19 protein-coding genes and 1 riboswitch are annotated in these 17,925 nt (G+C 68.7%); of the genes, 11 read left to right on the top strand and 8 right to left on the bottom strand.

Translation table 11 applies throughout. The features are described from left to right. The first annotated feature begins 107 nt into the window (after window positions 1–107). Complete coding sequence (locus ACIF9R_RS11765; protein WP_399977709.1) at window positions 108–968, top strand: hypothetical protein; 861 nt, start codon at window positions 108–110, stop codon at window positions 966–968. A gap of 81 nt (window positions 969–1,049) precedes the next feature. Here ACIF9R_RS11765 and ACIF9R_RS11760 read toward each other — a convergent pair whose 3' ends face one another. Then, window positions 1,050–2,435 carry a VWA domain-containing protein gene (locus tag ACIF9R_RS11760; protein WP_399977707.1) on the bottom strand — a complete coding sequence of 462 codons (1,386 nt, stop codon included), beginning with the start codon at window positions 2,433–2,435 and terminating at the stop codon, window positions 1,050–1,052. Window positions 2,436–2,642: 207 nt separating this feature from the next. Here ACIF9R_RS11760 and ACIF9R_RS11755 point away from each other — a divergent pair, with 207 nt between their 5' ends. Then, window positions 2,643–2,945 carry a DUF1540 domain-containing protein gene (locus tag ACIF9R_RS11755; protein ID WP_399977705.1) on the top strand — a complete coding sequence of 101 codons (303 nt, stop codon included), beginning with the start codon at window positions 2,643–2,645 and terminating at the stop codon, window positions 2,943–2,945. Between the two features lie 91 nt (window positions 2,946–3,036). Here ACIF9R_RS11755 and thiC read toward each other — a convergent pair whose 3' ends face one another. Further along, the gene (gene thiC / locus ACIF9R_RS11750; protein WP_399977703.1) at window positions 3,037–4,848 is read right to left on the bottom strand and encodes a phosphomethylpyrimidine synthase ThiC; all 1,812 of its coding nucleotides are present in this window, start codon (window positions 4,846–4,848) and stop codon (window positions 3,037–3,039) included. After that, window positions 4,841–5,028, bottom strand: a riboswitch (TPP riboswitch). It overlaps the preceding gene by 8 nt. Window positions 5,029–5,100: 72 nt before the next feature. Between thiC and ACIF9R_RS11745 the strand changes: the two genes are divergently transcribed. Next, complete coding sequence (locus ACIF9R_RS11745) at window positions 5,101–6,540, top strand: YibE/F family protein (RefSeq protein ID WP_399977701.1); 1,440 nt, start codon at window positions 5,101–5,103, stop codon at window positions 6,538–6,540. A gap of 74 nt (window positions 6,541–6,614) precedes the next feature. On the opposite strand, the gene ACIF9R_RS11740 is transcribed toward ACIF9R_RS11745, so the two are convergent. From ACIF9R_RS11740 to ACIF9R_RS11725, 4 genes are all read right to left on the bottom strand, one after another. Beyond that, a complete protein-coding gene (locus ACIF9R_RS11740) occupies window positions 6,615–7,049 on the bottom strand; it encodes an SsgA family sporulation/cell division regulator (RefSeq protein ID WP_189557243.1) in 435 nt (144 codons plus the stop codon). 98 nt (window positions 7,050–7,147) lie between these two features. Next, complete coding sequence (locus tag ACIF9R_RS11735; protein ID WP_399977699.1) at window positions 7,148–7,972, bottom strand: IclR family transcriptional regulator; 825 nt, start codon at window positions 7,970–7,972, stop codon at window positions 7,148–7,150. 194 nt (window positions 7,973–8,166) lie between these two features. Continuing rightward, window positions 8,167–8,379 carry a DUF5326 family protein gene (locus tag ACIF9R_RS11730; protein WP_030957557.1) on the bottom strand — a complete coding sequence of 71 codons (213 nt, stop codon included), beginning with the start codon at window positions 8,377–8,379 and terminating at the stop codon, window positions 8,167–8,169. A 149-nt stretch (window positions 8,380–8,528) separates the two neighbouring features. Continuing rightward, on the bottom strand, window positions 8,529–8,846 hold the full coding sequence (locus tag ACIF9R_RS11725) for a cupin domain-containing protein (protein ID WP_399977696.1): 318 nt from the start codon (window positions 8,844–8,846) through the stop codon (window positions 8,529–8,531). A 57-nt stretch (window positions 8,847–8,903) separates the two neighbouring features. On the opposite strand from ACIF9R_RS11725, the gene ACIF9R_RS11720 reads away from it, so the two are divergent. From ACIF9R_RS11720 to ACIF9R_RS11685, 8 genes are all read left to right on the top strand, one after another. Further along, entirely contained in the window at window positions 8,904–9,281 is a 378-nt protein-coding gene (locus tag ACIF9R_RS11720) for a phage holin family protein (RefSeq protein ID WP_399977694.1), read from the top strand. 5 nt (window positions 9,282–9,286) lie between these two features. After that, window positions 9,287–9,778 (top strand): low molecular weight protein-tyrosine-phosphatase, encoded by a 492-nt coding sequence (locus tag ACIF9R_RS11715; RefSeq protein ID WP_399977692.1) that lies wholly within the window; start codon window positions 9,287–9,289, stop codon window positions 9,776–9,778. Continuing rightward, the gene (locus ACIF9R_RS11710; protein WP_399977690.1) at window positions 9,775–10,944 is read left to right on the top strand and encodes a cystathionine gamma-lyase; all 1,170 of its coding nucleotides are present in this window, start codon (window positions 9,775–9,777) and stop codon (window positions 10,942–10,944) included. Before ACIF9R_RS11715 ends, ACIF9R_RS11710 begins: the two co-directional genes overlap by 4 nt. Window positions 10,945–11,173: 229 nt before the next feature. Next, the gene (locus ACIF9R_RS11705) at window positions 11,174–12,079 is read left to right on the top strand and encodes a LysR family transcriptional regulator (RefSeq protein WP_399977688.1); all 906 of its coding nucleotides are present in this window, start codon (window positions 11,174–11,176) and stop codon (window positions 12,077–12,079) included. 86 nt (window positions 12,080–12,165) lie between these two features. Further along, window positions 12,166–12,648 carry an NUDIX domain-containing protein gene (locus ACIF9R_RS11700; protein ID WP_399977685.1) on the top strand — a complete coding sequence of 161 codons (483 nt, stop codon included), beginning with the start codon at window positions 12,166–12,168 and terminating at the stop codon, window positions 12,646–12,648. Between the two features lie 87 nt (window positions 12,649–12,735). After that, window positions 12,736–13,602, top strand: coding sequence for a GNAT family N-acetyltransferase (locus tag ACIF9R_RS11695; protein ID WP_399977683.1), 867 nt, complete (start codon window positions 12,736–12,738; stop codon window positions 13,600–13,602). Window positions 13,603–13,751: 149 nt separating this feature from the next. Then, the gene (locus tag ACIF9R_RS11690) at window positions 13,752–14,219 is read left to right on the top strand and encodes a MarR family winged helix-turn-helix transcriptional regulator (RefSeq protein WP_399977680.1); all 468 of its coding nucleotides are present in this window, start codon (window positions 13,752–13,754) and stop codon (window positions 14,217–14,219) included. Window positions 14,220–14,228: 9 nt separating this feature from the next. Beyond that, the gene (locus ACIF9R_RS11685) at window positions 14,229–14,681 is read left to right on the top strand and encodes a GNAT family N-acetyltransferase (protein ID WP_399977677.1); all 453 of its coding nucleotides are present in this window, start codon (window positions 14,229–14,231) and stop codon (window positions 14,679–14,681) included. Between the two features lie 81 nt (window positions 14,682–14,762). On the opposite strand, the gene ACIF9R_RS11680 is transcribed toward ACIF9R_RS11685, so the two are convergent. Further along, window positions 14,763–16,148, bottom strand: coding sequence for a serine hydrolase domain-containing protein (locus tag ACIF9R_RS11680; RefSeq protein ID WP_399977675.1), 1,386 nt, complete (start codon window positions 16,146–16,148; stop codon window positions 14,763–14,765). 49 nt (window positions 16,149–16,197) lie between these two features. Further along, window positions 16,198–17,676 (bottom strand): replicative DNA helicase, encoded by a 1,479-nt coding sequence (gene dnaB, locus ACIF9R_RS11675; protein ID WP_399977672.1) that lies wholly within the window; start codon window positions 17,674–17,676, stop codon window positions 16,198–16,200. Window positions 17,677–17,925: the final 249 nt, after the last annotated feature.

Raw genomic sequence — 17,925 nt, 5'->3', positions numbered from 1 at the left:
CGCGCCGTCACCGCTCTACCATCGGCTTATCCGTAGCAGGCTCCCCTCCGTTTCTGCCCGACGGCTCGTCAGCATGCCGAGCCCCAAGCCCTACGGAGCATCGGGGGATGCACATGAACAGCGTTCCGCAGCACCTGCTGAGCGAGGACCGCCAGGAATACGAGCGGGTTCTCGATGAGGCGCTGCGCTCCGCACCACACAACCCGGAACTGGCCGCTGTGGGACAGCGGCTCAACTCGGAACAACTGCGCACGATGGCACTCAACGCCACCGCGATCATCACCGCGGCCGCGGCGACCGAGTACCAGCACTATGTGAAGATCCGCGAGGAACTGCGCCGGCCACCGGCGTCGTCCACCCCGGCCGTCCCCGGCTCCACCGAGCAGGGCACGGGCGCGACGGGGCTCGCCGCCACCATGGGCGAGGCCGTGGAGACGGCCGGGGCGGGCGCGGTGGCCGTGGTCGCCGTCCTGGCCCCCGTTCTGGCCGGCACCGCCGCCGCCATCTTCCTGCTGTTCGGTGCCCTCCTGCGGATGATCGACTCCGAGGCCGCATTCGCCCGGACCATGCTCACCACGGGATGGGTGTTCGGCGCGGTGACGGCGGTCGCCATCCTGGTGGCCGCCGTGGGTCTGCTGCTCACCGCGCTGCGCAACAAGCCCTCGGCGCTCGGGGGTGCGTACCGCGAACTCGACGAGGAGGTGTCCCTGGCCAGGGACGTCTGGCGGGAAGCACTGCTGGAGCGGGGGATCCTGCCGTTCCTGCGGGACGCCCTCACCGACCCGGCGGCCGCCACGCTGCAGCACACGGCACCGCCCGCACCGGCCGGCCGGATGCCCAGCCTCGGGTACGACCGGCCGGGCTTCTCCAGCCCCGGTGAGGGCAGGGCCCGCGGCACCCGGCCGAGCTACTCGAGTCCGGACTACTCGAGTCCGGACTTCGGTGGCCCGGAACACCCACCGGAGTAGCCCGGACGGCCGGTGGCCCGTCCGTCGGCTTGCGCTCCGCGCTCGGGGGCGCGAGCCGGATGGATGGGTGAAACACCACTCTCAGAGAATGCCCGCACGCCCCGCGGCCGTGATCCACAGCGGGAACTCGGACAGGAGACGGTCGTACAGCTCGGGGTCGGGGACGGTGCTGATGTCGTCCACGGCGAAGAAGCCGACGTTGTCGACGCGGCGTCCCGGCAACGTGTCCAACCGCTCCAGCACGCCGTAGTTGGACTTGCCCAGCCCCACGAACTGCCAGAAGACGGGCTCCTCCACTGCCTCGTGCAGCTCGCGTTCGATCTCCTTGTTCCGGTAGACACCGCCGTCGGAGAAGAACAGCACGAGCGTCGGAGCGGATGCCGGGTGAGCCCGTACGAACGCGCGCACCTCGGCGATCACCTTCTGCTCCTCGTTCTGGATGCCGACGTCCCGCATGTCGACCTGGCTGGGCTCCAGTCCCTTCTTCCGCCCTCGCCGGAAGAGGCCCACCTCCCCCACCCGCACATGCAGCCGCAGCCACTCGGGAAGCTCGCCGAGCCGCAGATCCGGCAACCGGGCCGGGTTCGAGGCGAAGGTCCAGGCCTGCATCTCTCCGTCGTCGTCCAGTTGCGCCGCCACCGCGGCCATCCGTTCGACGACATCGGCCACGATGCCTTTGGAGTACAGGAAGGACATGGACCCGGAGGCGTCCAGTACGAGGATGACGCGCGCCGTGACCCCGGAAGCCCCGTGCTTGCGCAGACTGACCGCCACCTGTTCCTTGCGCAGCGACAACCGCTTGCGCATGTCGACGGGAAGCCGTTCCTCACCCTTGGTGAGCCGGGGGGCGGCCATCGGTGCCGGGGTGGTGGGCGAGGGTGCCGGAGGGGGCGGCGGAGCCGCCGGGGCCGCGACCGGGGCAGCCGCCGGTGCGGGATCGTCCACGGTGATGCCGAAGTCCGTGGCGAGCCCGGCCAGCCCGGCGGCGTACCCCTGACCCACCGCGCGGAACTTCCACGCCCCCTGCCGCCGGTACAGCTCACCGCCGATGAACGCGGTCTCGCTCCCCGCGGCCATCACGAACCGGGCGACCTCGGCTCCCGTCCCCGCGTCGAGCAGCCGGAGCATCAGCCCCGGTACCTGCCCGAAGGTCCCGCCGTCGGCCGACGCGCACAGCGCGATCCGGTCGACGGCCGGTTCGACCGCGCCCAGATCCACCTCGACCGTGTCGGTCGCGGTGCCGGAGCCACGCTGCTTGCCGAGGTGTCTCACGGCACCCGAGGTGTGCCGTGGCTGGTTGTAGAAGACGAAGTCCCGGTCGTCCCGCACCCGCCCCGACTCCGTCAGGAGCAACGCGGAGGCATCGACGTCCGGTACCCCGGCCCCGGCCTCCCAGGCCAGCTCGGCACGCACCACGGACGCATCGACGGGAAGATTGGACCCCTTGCTCATCGAACTCGCTGTCATGGGGCCAGTCTGCCCCCGCCCGGCGAAGACACGGGTCGGCGCATTCCCTCGTCCATGAGGACGACAACAGGTCGAGGAGCGGGCCGCCGCAGACACACGGCTCAGGGGCCCTCGGCCTGGATGCGTCGACATGCGCCGACACCGGATGTCGCAGAAGGTGGAAAGGAAGAACGCGGTGGTCGTCACCTCCAGAAAGTGGGTTCCCTCATGGCAGCCACGCCCGTCATGCAGCTCCCGGTCATCAGCCAGTGCGCGGCCGAGGGATGCGCATACAACAACGACCACACCTGTCACGCCGCGGCGATCACTGTGGGCGATGTCGGCAAACCCGTCTGCGACACGTTCATGAGCGCGGACATGGAGGGCGGAGAGCCCTCCGTCACCGGACGGGTCGGCGCGTGCAAGATGGCCGACTGCCGCCACAACACCGCGCTGGAGTGCCACGCCCCGGCCATCACCGTCGGCTACGAGCGCGAGCGGGTTGACTGCCTCACCTACGCTCGGGCCTGAGCGACGGGCGCGGCCCTCGGGAACGCGAGTCGGTGCCGAGGTCTCAGTGGTCCCCGACAGCTGTGCCGGGGGCCACTGAGACGCCGGAACATCAGTCCGCGATCGGCAGGTAGAGCCTGTTCCCCCGGGCGGCGAACTCGGCGGACTTGGCCAGCATCCCCGCCCGAACCTCATCGTCACCGGCCTGCGGATCGTCACCGCCGAACTGCTCCGTGATGCTTCTGCTGATCTTCATCGAACAGAATTTCGGACCGCACATCGAGCAGAAGTGGGCCGTCTTGGCGGGTTCCGCCGGGAGGGTCTCGTCGTGGAACGCGCGGGCCGTGTCCGGGTCGAGGGCGAGGTTGAACTGGTCCTCCCACCGGAACTCGAAGCGGGCGTCGGAAAGCGCGTCGTCCCATTCCTGCGCCCCGGGGTGCCCCTTGGCCAGGTCGGCCGCATGGGCGGCGATCTTGTAGGTGATGACGCCGGTCTTGACGTCGTCACGGTTGGGCAGGCCCAGGTGTTCCTTGGGCGTGACGTAGCAGAGCATGGCCGTGCCCCACCAGGCGATCATCGCGGCACCTATGCCGGAGGTGATGTGGTCGTACGCCGGCGCGACGTCGGTGGTCAGCGGGCCGAGCGTATAGAACGGGGCTTCATCGCAGATCTCCTGCTGAAGGTCGATGTTCTCCTTGATCTTGTGCATCGGGACGTGGCCCGGCCCTTCGATCATGGTCTGTACGTGGAAACGCTTCGCGACCCTGTTGAGTTCCCCGAGCGTGCGCAGCTCCGCGAACTGCGCCTCGTCGTTGGCGTCCGCGATGGAGCCGGGCCGCAGGCCGTCGCCGAGCGAGTAGGTGACGTCGTACGCGGCGAGGATCTCGCAGAGCTCCTCGAAGTTCTCGTACAGGAACGATTCCTTGTGGTGCGCCAGGCACCAGGCGGCCATGATCGAGCCGCCGCGCGAGACGATCCCTGTCTTGCGGTGGGCGGTGAGCGGTACATACGCGAGACGCACACCCGCGTGGACCGTCATGTAGTCCACGCCCTGCTCGGCCTGTTCGATGACCGTGTCCTTGTAGATGTCCCAGGTCAGCTCCTCGGCCCGGCCGTCGACCTTCTCCAGGGCCTGATAGAGCGGCACGGTGCCGATGGGGACGGGGGAGTTGCGCAGCACCCACTCGCGCGTGGTGTGGATGTTGCGGCCGGTGGAGAGGTCCATGACCGTGTCCGCGCCCCAGCGGGTCGCCCAGGTCATCTTCTCCACTTCCTCCTCGATGGAGGACGTCACCGCCGAGTTGCCGATATTCGCGTTGACCTTCACCAGGAACCGCTTGCCGATGATCATCGGTTCGGTCTCGGGGTGGTTGACGTTGGCCGGCAGCACCGCCCGTCCCGCCGCGATCTCCTCGCGGACCACCTCGGGAGAGACATTCTCCCGGATCGCCACGAACTCCATCTCAGGCGTGATCTCTCCGCGGCGCGCGTACGCCAGCTGCGTGACCGCCCGGCCCGGACGGCCACGGCGCGGCAGGCGTGGCCGCCCCGGAAAGACGGCGTCCAGGTTGCGCAGGCCCCCACGCGGGGAGGTGTGCTTGACTCCGTCGTCCTCGGGGCGGACGGGACGGCCCGCGTACTCCTCCGCGTCACCGCGGGCCACGATCCAGTTCTCCCGCAACGGGGCCAGGCCCCTGCGCACGTCAGTGTCCACGAGCGGATCGGTGTACGGGCCGGATGTGTCGTACAGGGTGACCGACTGCCCGTTGGTGAGATGCACCTGGCGGACCGGCACCCGCAGGTCGGGGCGAGTGCCCCTGACGTACGCCTTGTGCCAGCCGACGGACGTCCCGTTCTCCCCGTTCGCCGACGTCTCCGTCGGGTTCTGCGTGGAGGCAGGCGTGCGTGCGTCCTTGTTGGTCATGAGACCTACTCCCTACGCCGGCATTACCCGGTAACAGGTTCGGCGGTCGACGCAGCGGCTTCCGTCTGACGTTCCGTGTGACACATCACTGGGACTGCCGTGATGTTTCATGTGAAACGTCGCTGATACGGAGGTCAGCGCCCTCTCAGCCCGGTGCTCCGAGCTCCCGCGTGTACAAAAGGTGTCACCACGCTAGCGTCACTTCTGGCGCGGTGAACAGAGGGCCCCCTCGCTTCTTGCGATGATCGGGCGGTGACCCCGACTCAGCCTCCCCCGTTTCCACCGCCCGAACCACCCCACGGCGCCGACGCCGGGAGCGGACACGGGCACGGGCCCGGACAGGGGCACGGCCACAGCCACAGCCACGGCCCGGCGGCGCCCGTCTCCCGGCATCTGCGCAAGGTCATCGCGGCCATCCTGGTCCCGTTCGCCGCGGCGGTGCTGATCGGACTCGCCGTGCTGTGGCCGGGCGGCGCCCCGGCGCACGAACGCACCGGCGTCGGTTTCGACCGGCAGACACAGGACGCCACGGTCACCAAGGTGGTCGAGGTGAGCTGCCAGTCCGTGAACGCTTCCGGAAGCGTGCCGACGGGTGACACGTCCACGGCCGAGGGGTCCTCCGCCCAGCAGCAGGAGGACGGTACCTGCAAGAAGGCGACAATCCGGGTCGATACCGGCGACGACAAGGGCCGTACGTTCAACGAGATCGTGCAGCCGGACCAGAGCCGTCAGTTGGAGCAGGGTCAGAAGGTCGTGGTCGCCTACGAGCCCTCCGCTCCCGAAGACCTGCAGTACTCGGTCACCGATGTGAACCGGCGCCTCCCTCTGGCGCTGCTCGCGGGCATCTTCGCACTCGCCGTCGTGGCCGTGGGACGGCTGCGCGGTGTCATGGCGCTCGTCGCCTTGGCGGTCAGCTTCCTGGTGCTGAACTTCTTCATCCTGCCGGCCATCCTGCAGGGGTCGAACCCACTGCTCGTGGCCGTGGTGGGAGCAAGCGCGATCATGTTGCTGGCCCTGTATCTCTGTCATGGACTCTCGGCACGTACATCGGTGGCGGTGCTCGGCACCCTCATCTCGTTGCTGCTGATCGGCCTCCTGGGTTCGGTGTTCATCGACTGGGCCGCGCTCACCGGCAACACGGATGACAACACCGGTCTGATTCACGGGCTGTATCCCGACATCGACATGAGCGGACTGCTGCTGGCCGGCGTGATCATCGGTTCACTCGGTGTCCTCGACGACGTGACGGTCACGCAGACGTCCGCGGTCTGGGAGCTGCACGAGGCCAATCCGTCGCTGGGCCGTCGCGGGCTGTACCGCGCGGGTATCCGTATCGGCCGCGATCACATCGCGTCCGTGGTCAATACCCTGGTCCTCGCTTATGCGGGCGCCGCGCTGCCCCTGCTGCTGCTGTTCTCCATCGCTCAGAGCAGTGTGGGGACGGTCGCCAACAGCGAGCTGGTCGCGGAGGAGATCGTGCGTACCCTGATCGGCTCGATCGGTCTGGTCGCCTCGGTGCCGGTCACGACGGTGCTGGCCGCACTGGTGGTCTCGGCCGACCGTCCGGCGGCAGGGGCTCAGGAGGGACGGGCACCGGGTCGGGCTCAGGGGCCCGCCCAGGGGCGCGGGCAGGTACCGGATGCCAGGTCGGCCGCAGGACGCGGCGGAAGGGGCCGGCGCCGCAAGCGGTGAGGTGCTCGGAGTGGAGCGGGGAGCGGGACGTGCTGAAGCGTTCCGCCACACCGTCGACCGACTGGCGCGACGCCTCAGCCGGCGCTCTGCTCCGCCAGGATCCGGTCCAGCGCGTCGTCGAGGTGGGCGTCGAAGTCCGCGAGCGCCCCCTCCTGGCCCAGCGGCACCAGCTTGTCGGTGCGGTCGAGGAAGGCCACGAGCGGTGCGGTCGACGAACGGAACAGTGCCTGGTCGCTCCCGACCTGAAGCCGGATCAGCACCTCCCCCAGCATGTCGGGGTCGACCGGTGAGACCCGTACATCCCCCTCACCGCACGGCCGGCCGACGCCGTCGATCAGCAACTCCCGGCCGAAGGCCCAGGTCACCGGCGCGTCCCCGGGCAAGTGAAAGGTCAGCCGCACGGCGTAGGGATCACAGGTGTCGTAGCGCAGCTCCACCGGGATACGGAAGGAAAGCTCCTCCGACACGAGAAAGCTCATCATGACCTCTGCCTGTACGGATTCGCGCATCGCCTACCCCGTCATTCGCCGCGGACTGGCCGGGCATGGAACCTGACACCAGATGGAATCTTGCTGAACGTACACGGCAGATCACAAGGAGTGAGTTTTCAGATACTGATAGACAGCGTGAGCGAGCCGAGCAGACGCCCCAGTTCGGCCTGCAGAAGCTGGGCCGCGGGAGCGAGCCGGTCGGCCTGATGTGCGGGCAGGGAGATGGCCACCGACGCCGCTGTGGCGCCGACGGTGATGGGGATGGCCGCACACACCGTCCCGAGAACGTATTCCTGACGCTCCACCACCAGCTCCATGCGCCGGTTACGGTCCAGCCGCCGAAGCAGGCTGTGATCGTCGCGCACGGTGTACGGCGTGACCGGACACACCGGATGGCGGCTCAGATGGTCACGGCGGGCCTCTCCGTCGAGCTGGGAGAGCAGGGACTGCCCGATGGCGTGAGCATGGCCGGTCTCCCGGAAGTCGGCCCATTCCTCGACCGCAGGATTGCCCGGGGTGTCGGAGACACAGATGACGTCGATCTCGCCCTCGCGGTACACCGCGTAGTACACGGGGGCCCCGATCGCGTCCCGCCAGCGGGCCAGGGTGTCGACGACCTTGCTGCGACGTTTCTGCTGTGCTCCGCTGCCGCTCAGCCGCTCGGCCGCCTCCCCGAGGAAGAACAAGCCCTTGTCGCGGCGCAGATAGCCCTCGTGCACCAGGGTGCGCAGCAGGTGGTACGTGGTGGGCAGCGCCAGCCCGGTCTCGCGGGCCAGTTGTTTGGCGGGCGCCCCGTACGCGTGCCCGGCGACGGTCTCCAGCAGGCGCATCGCCCGCTGCACGGAGCCGATGAGGGTCGCGGTGGGCGCCGTGGGCGCCGGTGATCGGGGCTGCGGGGGGACCGCGGCCAGAGGGGCTGAGGCGGTGCCAGTCGTGGCCAAGGGTCACTCCCGAAACGCGAGGGGGCAGCCCGTGCGGAGAACACGGGTGGGGGGACGCCGCTCGCGGGGATCGTCCCCGCGTCGAGTTCCGGACTCTAACCGGCTGTCACCATACGCAGACGGCCCGCCGGTAAAACTTCCCCCGCCCGAGGGAACCGGTGATTCCTGTTACCGCCTCACCGGTCCCTCCCGACTCACCAGTCGCTGCGCGACGAGGAACTCGACATGAACTTGCGGACGACGTAGATCAGTCCGCCGACCAGCGCCACAAACACCAGCAGCTTGAAGAGGAGTCCGATCACGAATCCGACCACGCTGGCTATCAGCCCGCCGAACACCACCAGAGCGATGACCGGCACCGCGATCCACTTCACCCACCACGGCAGTCCCGCGAAGATCTCTCGCATCGCCCTTGTCCTTGTCTCTCCGCCCGCAGAGTGCCGGGTCGCGTCAATGATGTCCTGCACCCGATGCTAGGGCGCCAGGTGGTCCGCCGGGGGCCTCGGATCCCTTGTCCTCCCCTGACCGGTCCCCTAGGGAACCCGGAGTGTCCGGCTCAGCTCTCGGGGGGAGAGAACACCACAAGGACCCGCAGATCCTCGCTGATGTGATGGAACTTGTGGGCCACACCGGCCGGTACGTACACGACGCTGCCCCGTGCCACCTGCGTGGTCTCCGTACCGACGGTGATCGATGCCCGGCCGCTGACGACGAAGTACACCTCGTCCTGGCGGTGCGGCCGCTGAGGATCCTGGACGCCGGCGTCCAGGGCGTAGAGACCGACCGACATGTTCCGCTCCCGCAAGAACTGCAGGTAGGCCCCGTCGTTGGCGGCGCGTTCCGCCTCCAGTTCGTCCAGCCGGAATGCCTTCATTTCCTGGTGCCGCCCCTACCCTGCTCAAGTCCGATCGTGTCTGTCACGATCAGACACATGACGAATTTCCTAGTCAAGACGATCGCCAACGCGGGTGCCCTGGCGGTGGCGGTGTGGCTACTCGACAACATCACCCTGACCGGTGACAGCACGGGCAAGGAGATCGGCACCCTGCTCCTGGTCGCCCTGATCTTCGGCCTGGTGAATGTCCTGGTCAAGCCGCTCGTACAGCTCCTGAGTCTGCCGCTGCTCATTCTGACGCTCGGACTGTTCACCCTGGTGGTGAACGCCCTGATGCTGCTGCTCACCTCCTGGCTCGCCGACCAGGTGGACCTGAGCTTCCATGTGGAGGGCTTCTGGACGGCCGTGCTGGGCGGTCTGATCATCTCCGTTGTCTCCTGGGCACTCAACGTCGTCCTGCCCGACGGGGACTGAGCCCGATGACCTACCGCGTCTGCTTCGTCTGTACCGGCAACATCTGCCGCTCGCCCATGGCCGAGTCCGTCTTCCGCGCGCGGGTGGCGGCGGCCGGGCTCGACGGGCTGATCAAGGTGGACAGTGCCGGTACGGGCGGCTGGCACGAGGGCAAGGGCGCCGACCCCCGCGCGCGTACCGTGCTGCGGGAGAACGGATACGACTCCGACCACGCGGCCCGGCGGTTCGATCCCTCCTGGTTCGCCCGCCTCGATCTCGTCGTCGCGCTCGATTCCGGTCACCTCAAGGCCCTGCGTCGCCTCGCCCCCACGCGGCAGGACGCGGACAAGGTACGCCTGCTGCGTTCGTACGACCCCACCGCCGGTGACGACCTCGACGTACCGGACCCGTACTACGGGGAGGCGGACGGCTTCGAGCAGTGCCTTGAGATGGTGGAGACGGCGAGCACGGGGCTGCTCGCCGCGGTACGCACGCACGTGGAAGGACAGGCGGCATGAACGATGCGACGACGGGCGCGGACCACGGTCCCGCGCTGCCCGGCGGGGCGGGTGACGGCACCCGCGCCGTGCGGGCCGGGCTGCCCGAGCCGGTCAAGCACGAGCCGACCCTGCCCGGTCCCGTGTTCGCGGCCCACTTCCACCTGCCGGGCGACCCCACCGGCCCGTACACCTACGGCCGGGACGAGAACCCGACCTGGACGCTGCTGGAACGGGCCATCGGTGAACTGGAGGCCCCCGGCCGGAGCGATGTCGAGACTCTGGTGTTCGCCTCGGGCATGGCCGCGATCTCCTCGGTGCTCTTCTCCCAGCTGCGCGCCGGGGACGCGGTCGTCCTGCCGGACGACGGCTACCAGGCACTGCCCCTGGCGCGCGCCCAGCTGGAGGCGTTCGGCATCGAGGTGCGCACCGCGCCCACGGGCGGCGACGCCCAGCTCGCGGTCCTCGATGGCGCGAAGCTGCTGTGGATCGAGACACCCTCGAACCCGGGTCTTGACGTGTGCGACGTACGACGGCTCGCCGAGGCGGCGCACGCCCAGGGCACTCTGGTCGCCGTCGACAACACCCTCGCGACGCCGCTCGGCCAGCGCCCGCTCGAGCTGGGCGCCGACTTCTCGGTGGCGAGCGGCACCAAGCAGCTCACCGGGCACGGCGATGTGCTCCTGGGGTACGTCACCGGCCGCGATGCCGACGCCATGACCGCCGTCCGGCGCTGGCGCAAGATCGTCGGGGCGATTCCCGGGCCCATGGAGGCCTGGCTCGCGCACCGTTCGATCGCCACGCTCCAGCTGCGTGTCGACCGGCAGAACGCCACCGCGCTGGCACTCGCCCAGGCGCTGCGGGAGCGGCCGGAGGTGACGGGACTGCGCTACCCCGGGCTGCCCGACGATCCCTCGCACAAGACCGCCTCGCGGCAGATGCGGCGTTACGGGTGCGTGGTCTCCTTCACCTTGCCCTCGCGCGCGCGTGCGGACCGTTTCCTCGACGCGCTGCGGCTCGTGGACGACGCGACCAGCTTCGGCGGCGTGCGGTCCACGGCGGAACGGCGCGGGCGCTGGGGCGGGGACGCGGTACCGGAAGGCTTCGTCCGCTTCTCCGTCGGCGCCGAGGACCCGGAGGACCTGGTCGCCGACGTGCTGCGTGCTCTGGCCGATTCAGACGTCTGACCAGCCATGTCCGAGTGTGTCGGGACATCGCCCGGCGCATCGCGGCGGGCGGTCCGAGCCTCCCCCCTCGTGGCTCGGACCGCCCTCGGTTCTGCGCGCGAAGAACCGCGCGACCAAGGCTAGTTGACTGAGTGTCAGTGTCCAATCACAGTAGCGACAGCGACCTATCGACATATTTATAGTTGGCCGCCTACGGCCCGTCGCGCGGGCCGACCGAGAAGGGTGTGCCATGGATCTGGCCTTGCTGCGGACCTTCGTGACCGTGCACCGGGCCGGCTCCTTCACCCGTGCCGCCGCTCTGCTCGGCCTTTCCCAGCCGGCCGTGACCTCCCAGATACGGACGCTGGAACGACAGCTGGGACGCCCTCTGTTCCTGCGCCGGGCCCGCGGTGTGACACCGACGACCATCGGGGACGAACTCGCGCACAAGGCCGCACCGCATCTCGACGCCCTGGTGGAGATAGCCGAGACCGGTCTGGAGGAGGACTCCTCCTCACGAACGCTGCATCTGGCCGGCCCTCCGGAGTTCACCGCCGAGCGGGCTCTGCCCTCGCTCACGGAGCTGACCCGGGAGGACGGCCAGAGCTTCGCCCTGCGCGCCTCCTTCGGAACCGCCGAGGAAACACTGGAAGGGCTTGCCGCCGGACATCATGATCTGGCCATCAGCACGGCCCGCCCCCGTGGCACCCTGCTCTCCGCGACTGCGCTCTGCGACGAGGAGCACGTTCTGGTCGCCGCCCCGCACTGGGCCGAGCGGATCGGCTCCGGCACGCTCCACGGGACCGGTCCGTCCGCCCTGGAGCGGGTCCCGGTGGTCGAGGTGCACGAGTCGCTGCCGTTCGTCGCACGCTACTGGGCGTCCGTCTTCGACTCCCACCCGATCGTCCCGGGGACTGTCGTCGTCCCGGATCTACGCGCGGTGCTGGCCTGCGCCACCGCGGGTGCGGGGCTGGCGGTACTGCCTCGCTACCTGTGCGCGGCAGCGCTCGAACGGAGGGAGGTGGTCACCCTGCATGAACCGACGGTGCCCCCACTGCGCACCTACTTCCTGGTGATCCGCACGGGCACGCTGGCGATGCCGCACATCGCGCGGGCCCACGAGTGGCTGGAGCGGGCGGCGACCGACTGGTGCTGACCCTGCGAGTCGGGTCACATCGCCCGAAACAGGCCCACATGATCGCGTGATGTTTCACGTGGAACCAGCCGGGCCAGATTTCCCCCATGACCGTCCGACCCGTGGTCAAGCGCACCGCCCGAGCCGTTCTGCTGGACGGCGAGAACCTGATTCTCATCAAGCGCACCAAACCTGGCATGGATCCCTACTGGCTCACCCCGGGCGGCGGTGTGGAGCCGGAGGACTCGACCGTCGTCGACGCTCTGCACCGCGAGGTGTACGAGGAACTCGGCGCCAAGATCACCGACGTGGTGCCCTGTTTCGTCGACACCGTGGAGCACATCGGCGAGGACGGCGGCGCCACCGGAGTCAAGGTGCAGCACTTCTTCGTATGCCGTCTGGAATCCATGGACCCATCCCTGCGGCACGGCCCGGAGGTCGACGAACCCATCGGTGAGTACGAGATCGTCCGCGTTCCGTTCACCCGGGTCGGCATCGCCTCTGTCCACCTCGTGCCCCTGTCGCTGCGGCACTATCTGGACGGCAACATCGAGGGCGTGCGCGCCATGCACGCTCCCGACCTGGGCTGACCTCGACACTCACGCATGGCCGAAAGCTCTCACAGGTCTGCCCAAACAGGTGGACGCCGAAGCCGTCTCTCGGACAGCCTGACCAGCGTGCCGACACCTTCCCCCGAGTCATCGCCCATCCGCCGTCTGACGCTCCGCGATCTCACCGCATGCGCCGACCTGTCCGAGGACCGGGGGTGGCCACGCGAGGAGCACAAGTGGGCTCTCCTCCTCGCGGCCGGGAAGGGCTATGGCATCGACCACCCCGACGGTGGCCTGGTGACCGCCTGTGTCGTCACCGAGTACGGACCACAACGGCAGCCCGCTCTGGCGGCCGTCGGCATGGTCCTGGTCGCCGAACGGTATGCGCGCCGGGGCATAGGACGCCGGTTGATGCGTCATGTCGTCTCGGCGGTGGGAACCACACCGCTCACCCTGCATGCCACCCCGTCCGGCAGACCGCTGTACGAGGAGCTCGGCTTCAAGGTCATTGGCCGGGCCGAGATGCTGCGGGGGCATCTGCTCCCCACGGGCTCTCGGCAGGCGATCGCCACCCGTCCCGCGACCGCAGGGGACCTCCCTGCGATCCTCCGGCTCGACGAGGAAGTGTTCGGGGCGGACCGGACGCATATCGTCACCCGGCTGCCCGCCTTCGCCGATCAGTTGCGCGTCGCCGAGGAAGACGGCCGGCTCATCGGTTACGCGGCGGCCTGGCCCAACATGGACACCCATGTCGTAGGCCCGCTGATCGCCCGTGACACCGCGACGGCCACGGCGCTTCTCGCGTCCCTCGCCGAACACACCGAGCGGCCTCTGCGCACCGACATCGATGTACGGCACGAGGAACTGCTCGGCTGGGCGAAGGAACACGGGCTGGCATCCGTGGCGTTCAACGCCGTCATGGCGTACGGGGTCACAGAGCTGCCCGGGGACTGGAGGCGGCGGTTCGCCCCGGTGACGGTCGCGGCGGGCTGACACTCAGGGCGGCCGCGACCAGGGCGGGGAGAAGACCCGCAGGACCTTTCAGGCAGTAATCATTGCGCACGCGGGTTACGCGCAGGCGCGGTCTATTGCGGTCGTACCCTACCCTGGTGCTCAGGAGTTCCTGATCGGAGGAAACGCCCATGACAGCCACGGATCCCGCGCTCACCGCCGCCGCTCAGGGGTGGTGCGCGCTCTCCCTGCTGCACGGGAGGATCGAGGCCTTTATCGAGCGCGCCCTTCAGTCCCGGCACGATCTGAGCGTGCGGGAGTACTCCCTGCTCGACGTACTGAGCCGCCAGCACGACGACGAGGGGGGCCATCTGCAGATGAAGCAGGTTGCCGACGCAGTCGTACTTAGCCAGAGCGCCACCACGCGCCTGGTCAGCCGGCTCGAGGACCGTGGCCTGCTGGAGCGTTACCTGTGTCCCACCGACCGGCGCGGCATCTACACCAATGTCACCGACGCCGGCCTCGAACTCCTGGCAGAGGCACGGCCGACCCATGACACCGCCTTGCGCGAGGCCCTCGACGAGGCGGCGAGGGACCCGGAGCTGGCCCCGCTGGTCCGGGCCGTGGAGACGCTGAAGGCGCCGCGGGTGTCCGCATAGGGTGCGGACATGGGAGATCTTGAGATACGAGCCGCAGTCGCCGACGACATCCCCGCGATCGTCGGCATGCTTGCCGACGATCCCCTGGGTGCGCAGCGTGAGTCACCAGACGACGTAGGCCCGTACCTCACCGCTCTGGAGCGGCTCAGCGCCGATCCGAACCAGCACCTGGTCGTGGCGGTCCGCGAGGGACGTGTCGTGGGCACGCTGCAGCTCACGATCGTTCCGGGACTGTCCCGCCGCGGCTCCACCAGGTCGATCATCGAAGGGGTCCGCATCCATGCGGACGAGCGCGGCAGCGGCCTGGGCACCCGGCTGATCGAGTGGGCCGTGGACACATCGCGCCGGGAGGGGTGCCGACTGGTTCAGCTGACCTCTGACAACACCCGTATCGATGCCCACCGTTTTTACGAACGGCTCGGATTCACGGCCTCCCATGTGGGCTTCAAGCTGCCGTTGTGATGTAGGCGCTCCGAGGGTGCCTGGTTTCATGTTTCACGTGAAACATGATCCACCCTGCCCCGGCTCTCCGGCGACCAAGAACTAGCCGATACCCCGCCACCCCTCGGGGTCCACTCCGCCGGGGACGGGAGCCTCCTCCTCGTACGGCCGACGAGTGAACACGAACGATCCCAGGTCGAGATGGCTCACTGTTCCGTCCGGCCGCCGTACGGGCGTCAGGAGTTCTCCTGCGTAGTAGCCCTCCAGCCCTACCCATGTCCCGTCTCCGTTCGAGCAGAAGCGGGAGCGCCGACCGGTGCCGGCCAGTGGCTCCAACGAGACGATCCCGTCCGCCGAATGCCGCAGCGCGAAGGCGTACGTCCCCCAGTACCACGGGCCCACCAGCTCCAGCACCGATGGATCAGCCTCCCGCAAGGGCCGCCAGAGAGCAGGGATACGCGGTTCCGCCTGAGCGACGATCCGGACGAGATCGGCGGCAACCGTGAACGGCGCCGGCCCGGACGTGCAATTGGTGAGGACCACCGCACTCACGTCGTCGGCCACGCTGATCGTGAGACAGGCAAGGAAACCCGGAAGCGAACCGGTGTGCCCGACAAGAGCACGCCCGTGCTGGTGACGGAGCTCAAGGCCCAGGCAGTACGCATAGCCGTCGGCCACGTCCGCCGCACCGACCGGTGCGGCCGGGGTGCTCATCTCCCGCAGGGACTCAGCACTCAGCACGCGCTCGTCACCCCGGGTCAGGAAGGCCGCGAAGCGCACCAGGTCGGCGGCAGTGGACCATAGTTGCCCGGCGGGTGCCATCGGGCCGAGATGCTCCAGAGGCTCGGGCAGCATCACATCCGCCCACGGGTGCACCGCCCAGCCACCCGCATACGGCGCCTCCGGTTGCACGCTCGTGCGGTGCAGGCCCAGCGGTTCGAGCACCTCCCGCCGAAGCACTGCTTCCCACGGGGCACCGCGGAGCTTCTCGACCAAGGCGCCCAGCAACGCGTATCCGGGGTTCGAGTAGTGGAACCGCCGTCCCCTGGGATGTACCAGTGGCCGTTCACCCAGCACATCGACCAGGCCGGGCCGCAGGGACCCCGGAGTCCGCTCCCACCAGGGGCCCGGAGTCTCGGCGGCCAGCCCACCACTGTGCGAGAGCAGCTCGGCGATCGTTGCCTCACCCACCCTTGTGCCCGGCAGATGCTTGTCGAGCGGATCGGACAGGTCGAGCACTCCCGCATCGCGCAGCCGGAGCACCAAGACCGCGGTAAAGGTCTTGGTGATCGAACCGATCCGGTACTGCACGTTTACGGCCGAGGCGTGGCCGTCCACCGAGGTCCGCGCCCCTGTCCACACCGCCCTGCCGCCCCGCACCACGGCCGCGACCAATGAGGGCGTCCGCCCCTCGCTCTGGGCGACGGCGATCCGGTGCAGCAGAGCGCGTCGCGTGCCGGGCAGCAGTGCTTCCTCAGATGTCGTCATGCCCCCAGTCCAGCACGGTTGCCGGACGGAGAGCGGTGGTGACGACAGGTCAGGTCTGTGCCATGTCGACGAAGCGCGAGTAGTGGCCCTGGAAGGCGACCGTGATCGTCGCCGTCGGGCCGTTTCGGTGCTTCGCCACGATCAGGTCGGCCTCACCCGCGCGAGGGGACTCCTTCTCGTAGGCGTCCTCCCGGTGCAGCAGGATGACCATGTCGGCGTCCTGCTCGATGGAGCCCGACTCACGCAGGTCGGAAACCATCGGCTTCTTGTCGGTGCGTTGCTCGGGGCCACGGTTGAGCTGGGAAAGCGCGATCACCGGGACCTCGAGCTCCTTGGCGAGCAGCTTGAGGTTACGAGACATGTCCGAGACCTCCTGCTGACGGCTCTCGGCCCGCTTGGAACCGCCGGACTGCATCAACTGCAGGTAGTCGATGACGACCAGCTTCAGATCATTGCGCTGCTTCAGACGACGGCACTTGGCGCGGATCTCCATCATCGACAGGTTCGGGGAGTCGTCGATGTAGAGCGGTGCCGCCGACACATCCGGCATCCGGCGCGCCAGGCGCGTCCAGTCCTCGTCCGTCATCGTGCCGGAACGCATGTGGTGCAGGGCGACGCGGGCCTCGGCGGACAGCAGACGCATCGCGATCTCGTTGCGCCCCATCTCGAGCGAGAAGATGACGCTGGGCAGGTTGTTCTTGATGGACGCGGCCCGGGCGAAGTCCAGAGCGAGCGTCGACTTGCCCATCGCGGGACGCGCGGCGATGACGATCATCTGCCCGGGGTGCAGACCGTTGGTGAGCGAGTCGAAGTCGGTGAATCCGGTGGGCACTCCGGTCATCTCACCGCTGCGCGATCCGATCGCCTCGATCTCGTCGAGGGCGCCCTCCATGATGTCGCCGAGCGGCAGATAGTCCTCGCTGGTGCGCTGTTCGGTGACGGCGTAGATCTCCGCCTGCGCGCGGTTGACGATCTCGTCCACGTCGTCGTCGGCCGCGTATCCCATCTGGGTGATGCGCGTGCCTGCCTCGACCAGACGGCGCAGTACGGCGCGCTCGTGCACGATCTCCGCGTAGTACGCCGCGTTCGCCGCCGTGGGGACGGTCTGGACGAGGGTGTGCAGATACGAGGCCCCGCCGACCTTGTTGATCTCGCCGCGCTTGGTCAGCTCCGCCGCGATCGTGATGGGGTCGGCCGGCTCACCCTTGGCGTAGACGTCGAGGATGGCGGTGTAGACGGTTTCATGGGCCGGCTTGTAGAAATCATGGCCCTTGAGGATCTCGACCACATCGGCAATGGCGTCCTTGGACAGCAGCATGCCGCCCAGGACGGACTGCTCGGCCTCGAGGTCCTGTGGCGGCACTCTTTCGAAGGCGGAGCCGCCGCCGTCCCACCCGTCGCTGTCCCGGCCGCGGTCGTGCTGCTCGTCGCGGCCCCGGCCCCGATCGTCGCGACGGCGGGAGGCGGGCAGACGATCACTGGGGCCGCTGTCGGCCCACGGGTCGTCCAAGGGCTCGGAAATGCTCACCGAGCCACCTCCTCCCGTCCGCCGAGCGGACCTCGCCGTGCCCCTCTGTTCTACGGCACGGCACTGACAAATAAGGAGCCCAACTCCGTTTGTCGCGCGCCGGTTTTGTGGTCTTTGTGAAACCGGCGGACGGAGCGGGCGCCGGACCACCGTAGGCCCGTCGGCACCGTCAGCCAATCTGGTTATCCACAGGCCATGTGGACGACCAGCCCAATGCTGTGGAGAACTCGGCAAAACCTGTGCACGAGC

Origin of the sequence: Streptomyces sp. NPDC086080, assembly GCF_044540255.1 — a bacterium.
In the GTDB taxonomy this organism is placed as follows: Bacteria; Actinomycetota; Actinomycetes; order Streptomycetales; family Streptomycetaceae; genus Streptomyces.
The sequence above is the reverse complement of the archived record's forward strand: the minus strand, read 5'-3'. Positions and strand labels throughout refer to the sequence as shown.

Bases quoted from the DNA above. Each gene is read 5' to 3' on its own strand.
- ACIF9R_RS11690 (WP_399977680.1), top strand. From the start codon at position 13,752: ATGACAGCCACGGATCCCGCGCTCACCGCCGCCGCTCAGGGGTGGTGC.
- ACIF9R_RS11700 (WP_399977685.1), top strand. From the start codon at position 12,166: ATGACCGTCCGACCCGTGGTCAAGCGCACCGCCCGAGCCGTTCTGCTG.
- ACIF9R_RS11725 (WP_399977696.1), bottom strand. From the start codon at position 8,846: ATGAAGGCATTCCGGCTGGACGAACTGGAGGCGGAACGCGCCGCCAAC.
- ACIF9R_RS11765 (WP_399977709.1), top strand. From the start codon at position 108: ATGCACATGAACAGCGTTCCGCAGCACCTGCTGAGCGAGGACCGCCAG.
- thiC (WP_399977703.1), bottom strand. From the start codon at position 4,848: ATGACCAACAAGGACGCACGCACGCCTGCCTCCACGCAGAACCCGACG.
- ACIF9R_RS11685 (WP_399977677.1), top strand. From the start codon at position 14,229: ATGGGAGATCTTGAGATACGAGCCGCAGTCGCCGACGACATCCCCGCG.
- ACIF9R_RS11720 (WP_399977694.1), top strand. From the start codon at position 8,904: ATGACGAATTTCCTAGTCAAGACGATCGCCAACGCGGGTGCCCTGGCG.
- ACIF9R_RS11680 (WP_399977675.1), bottom strand. From the start codon at position 16,148: ATGACGACATCTGAGGAAGCACTGCTGCCCGGCACGCGACGCGCTCTG.
- ACIF9R_RS11730 (WP_030957557.1), bottom strand. From the start codon at position 8,379: ATGCGAGAGATCTTCGCGGGACTGCCGTGGTGGGTGAAGTGGATCGCG.
- ACIF9R_RS11710 (WP_399977690.1), top strand. From the start codon at position 9,775: ATGAACGATGCGACGACGGGCGCGGACCACGGTCCCGCGCTGCCCGGC.
- ACIF9R_RS11705 (WP_399977688.1), top strand. From the start codon at position 11,174: ATGGATCTGGCCTTGCTGCGGACCTTCGTGACCGTGCACCGGGCCGGC.
- ACIF9R_RS11760 (WP_399977707.1), bottom strand. From the start codon at position 2,435: ATGACAGCGAGTTCGATGAGCAAGGGGTCCAATCTTCCCGTCGATGCG.
- ACIF9R_RS11740 (WP_189557243.1), bottom strand. From the start codon at position 7,049: ATGCGCGAATCCGTACAGGCAGAGGTCATGATGAGCTTTCTCGTGTCG.
- ACIF9R_RS11715 (WP_399977692.1), top strand. From the start codon at position 9,287: ATGACCTACCGCGTCTGCTTCGTCTGTACCGGCAACATCTGCCGCTCG.
- ACIF9R_RS11755 (WP_399977705.1), top strand. From the start codon at position 2,643: ATGGCAGCCACGCCCGTCATGCAGCTCCCGGTCATCAGCCAGTGCGCG.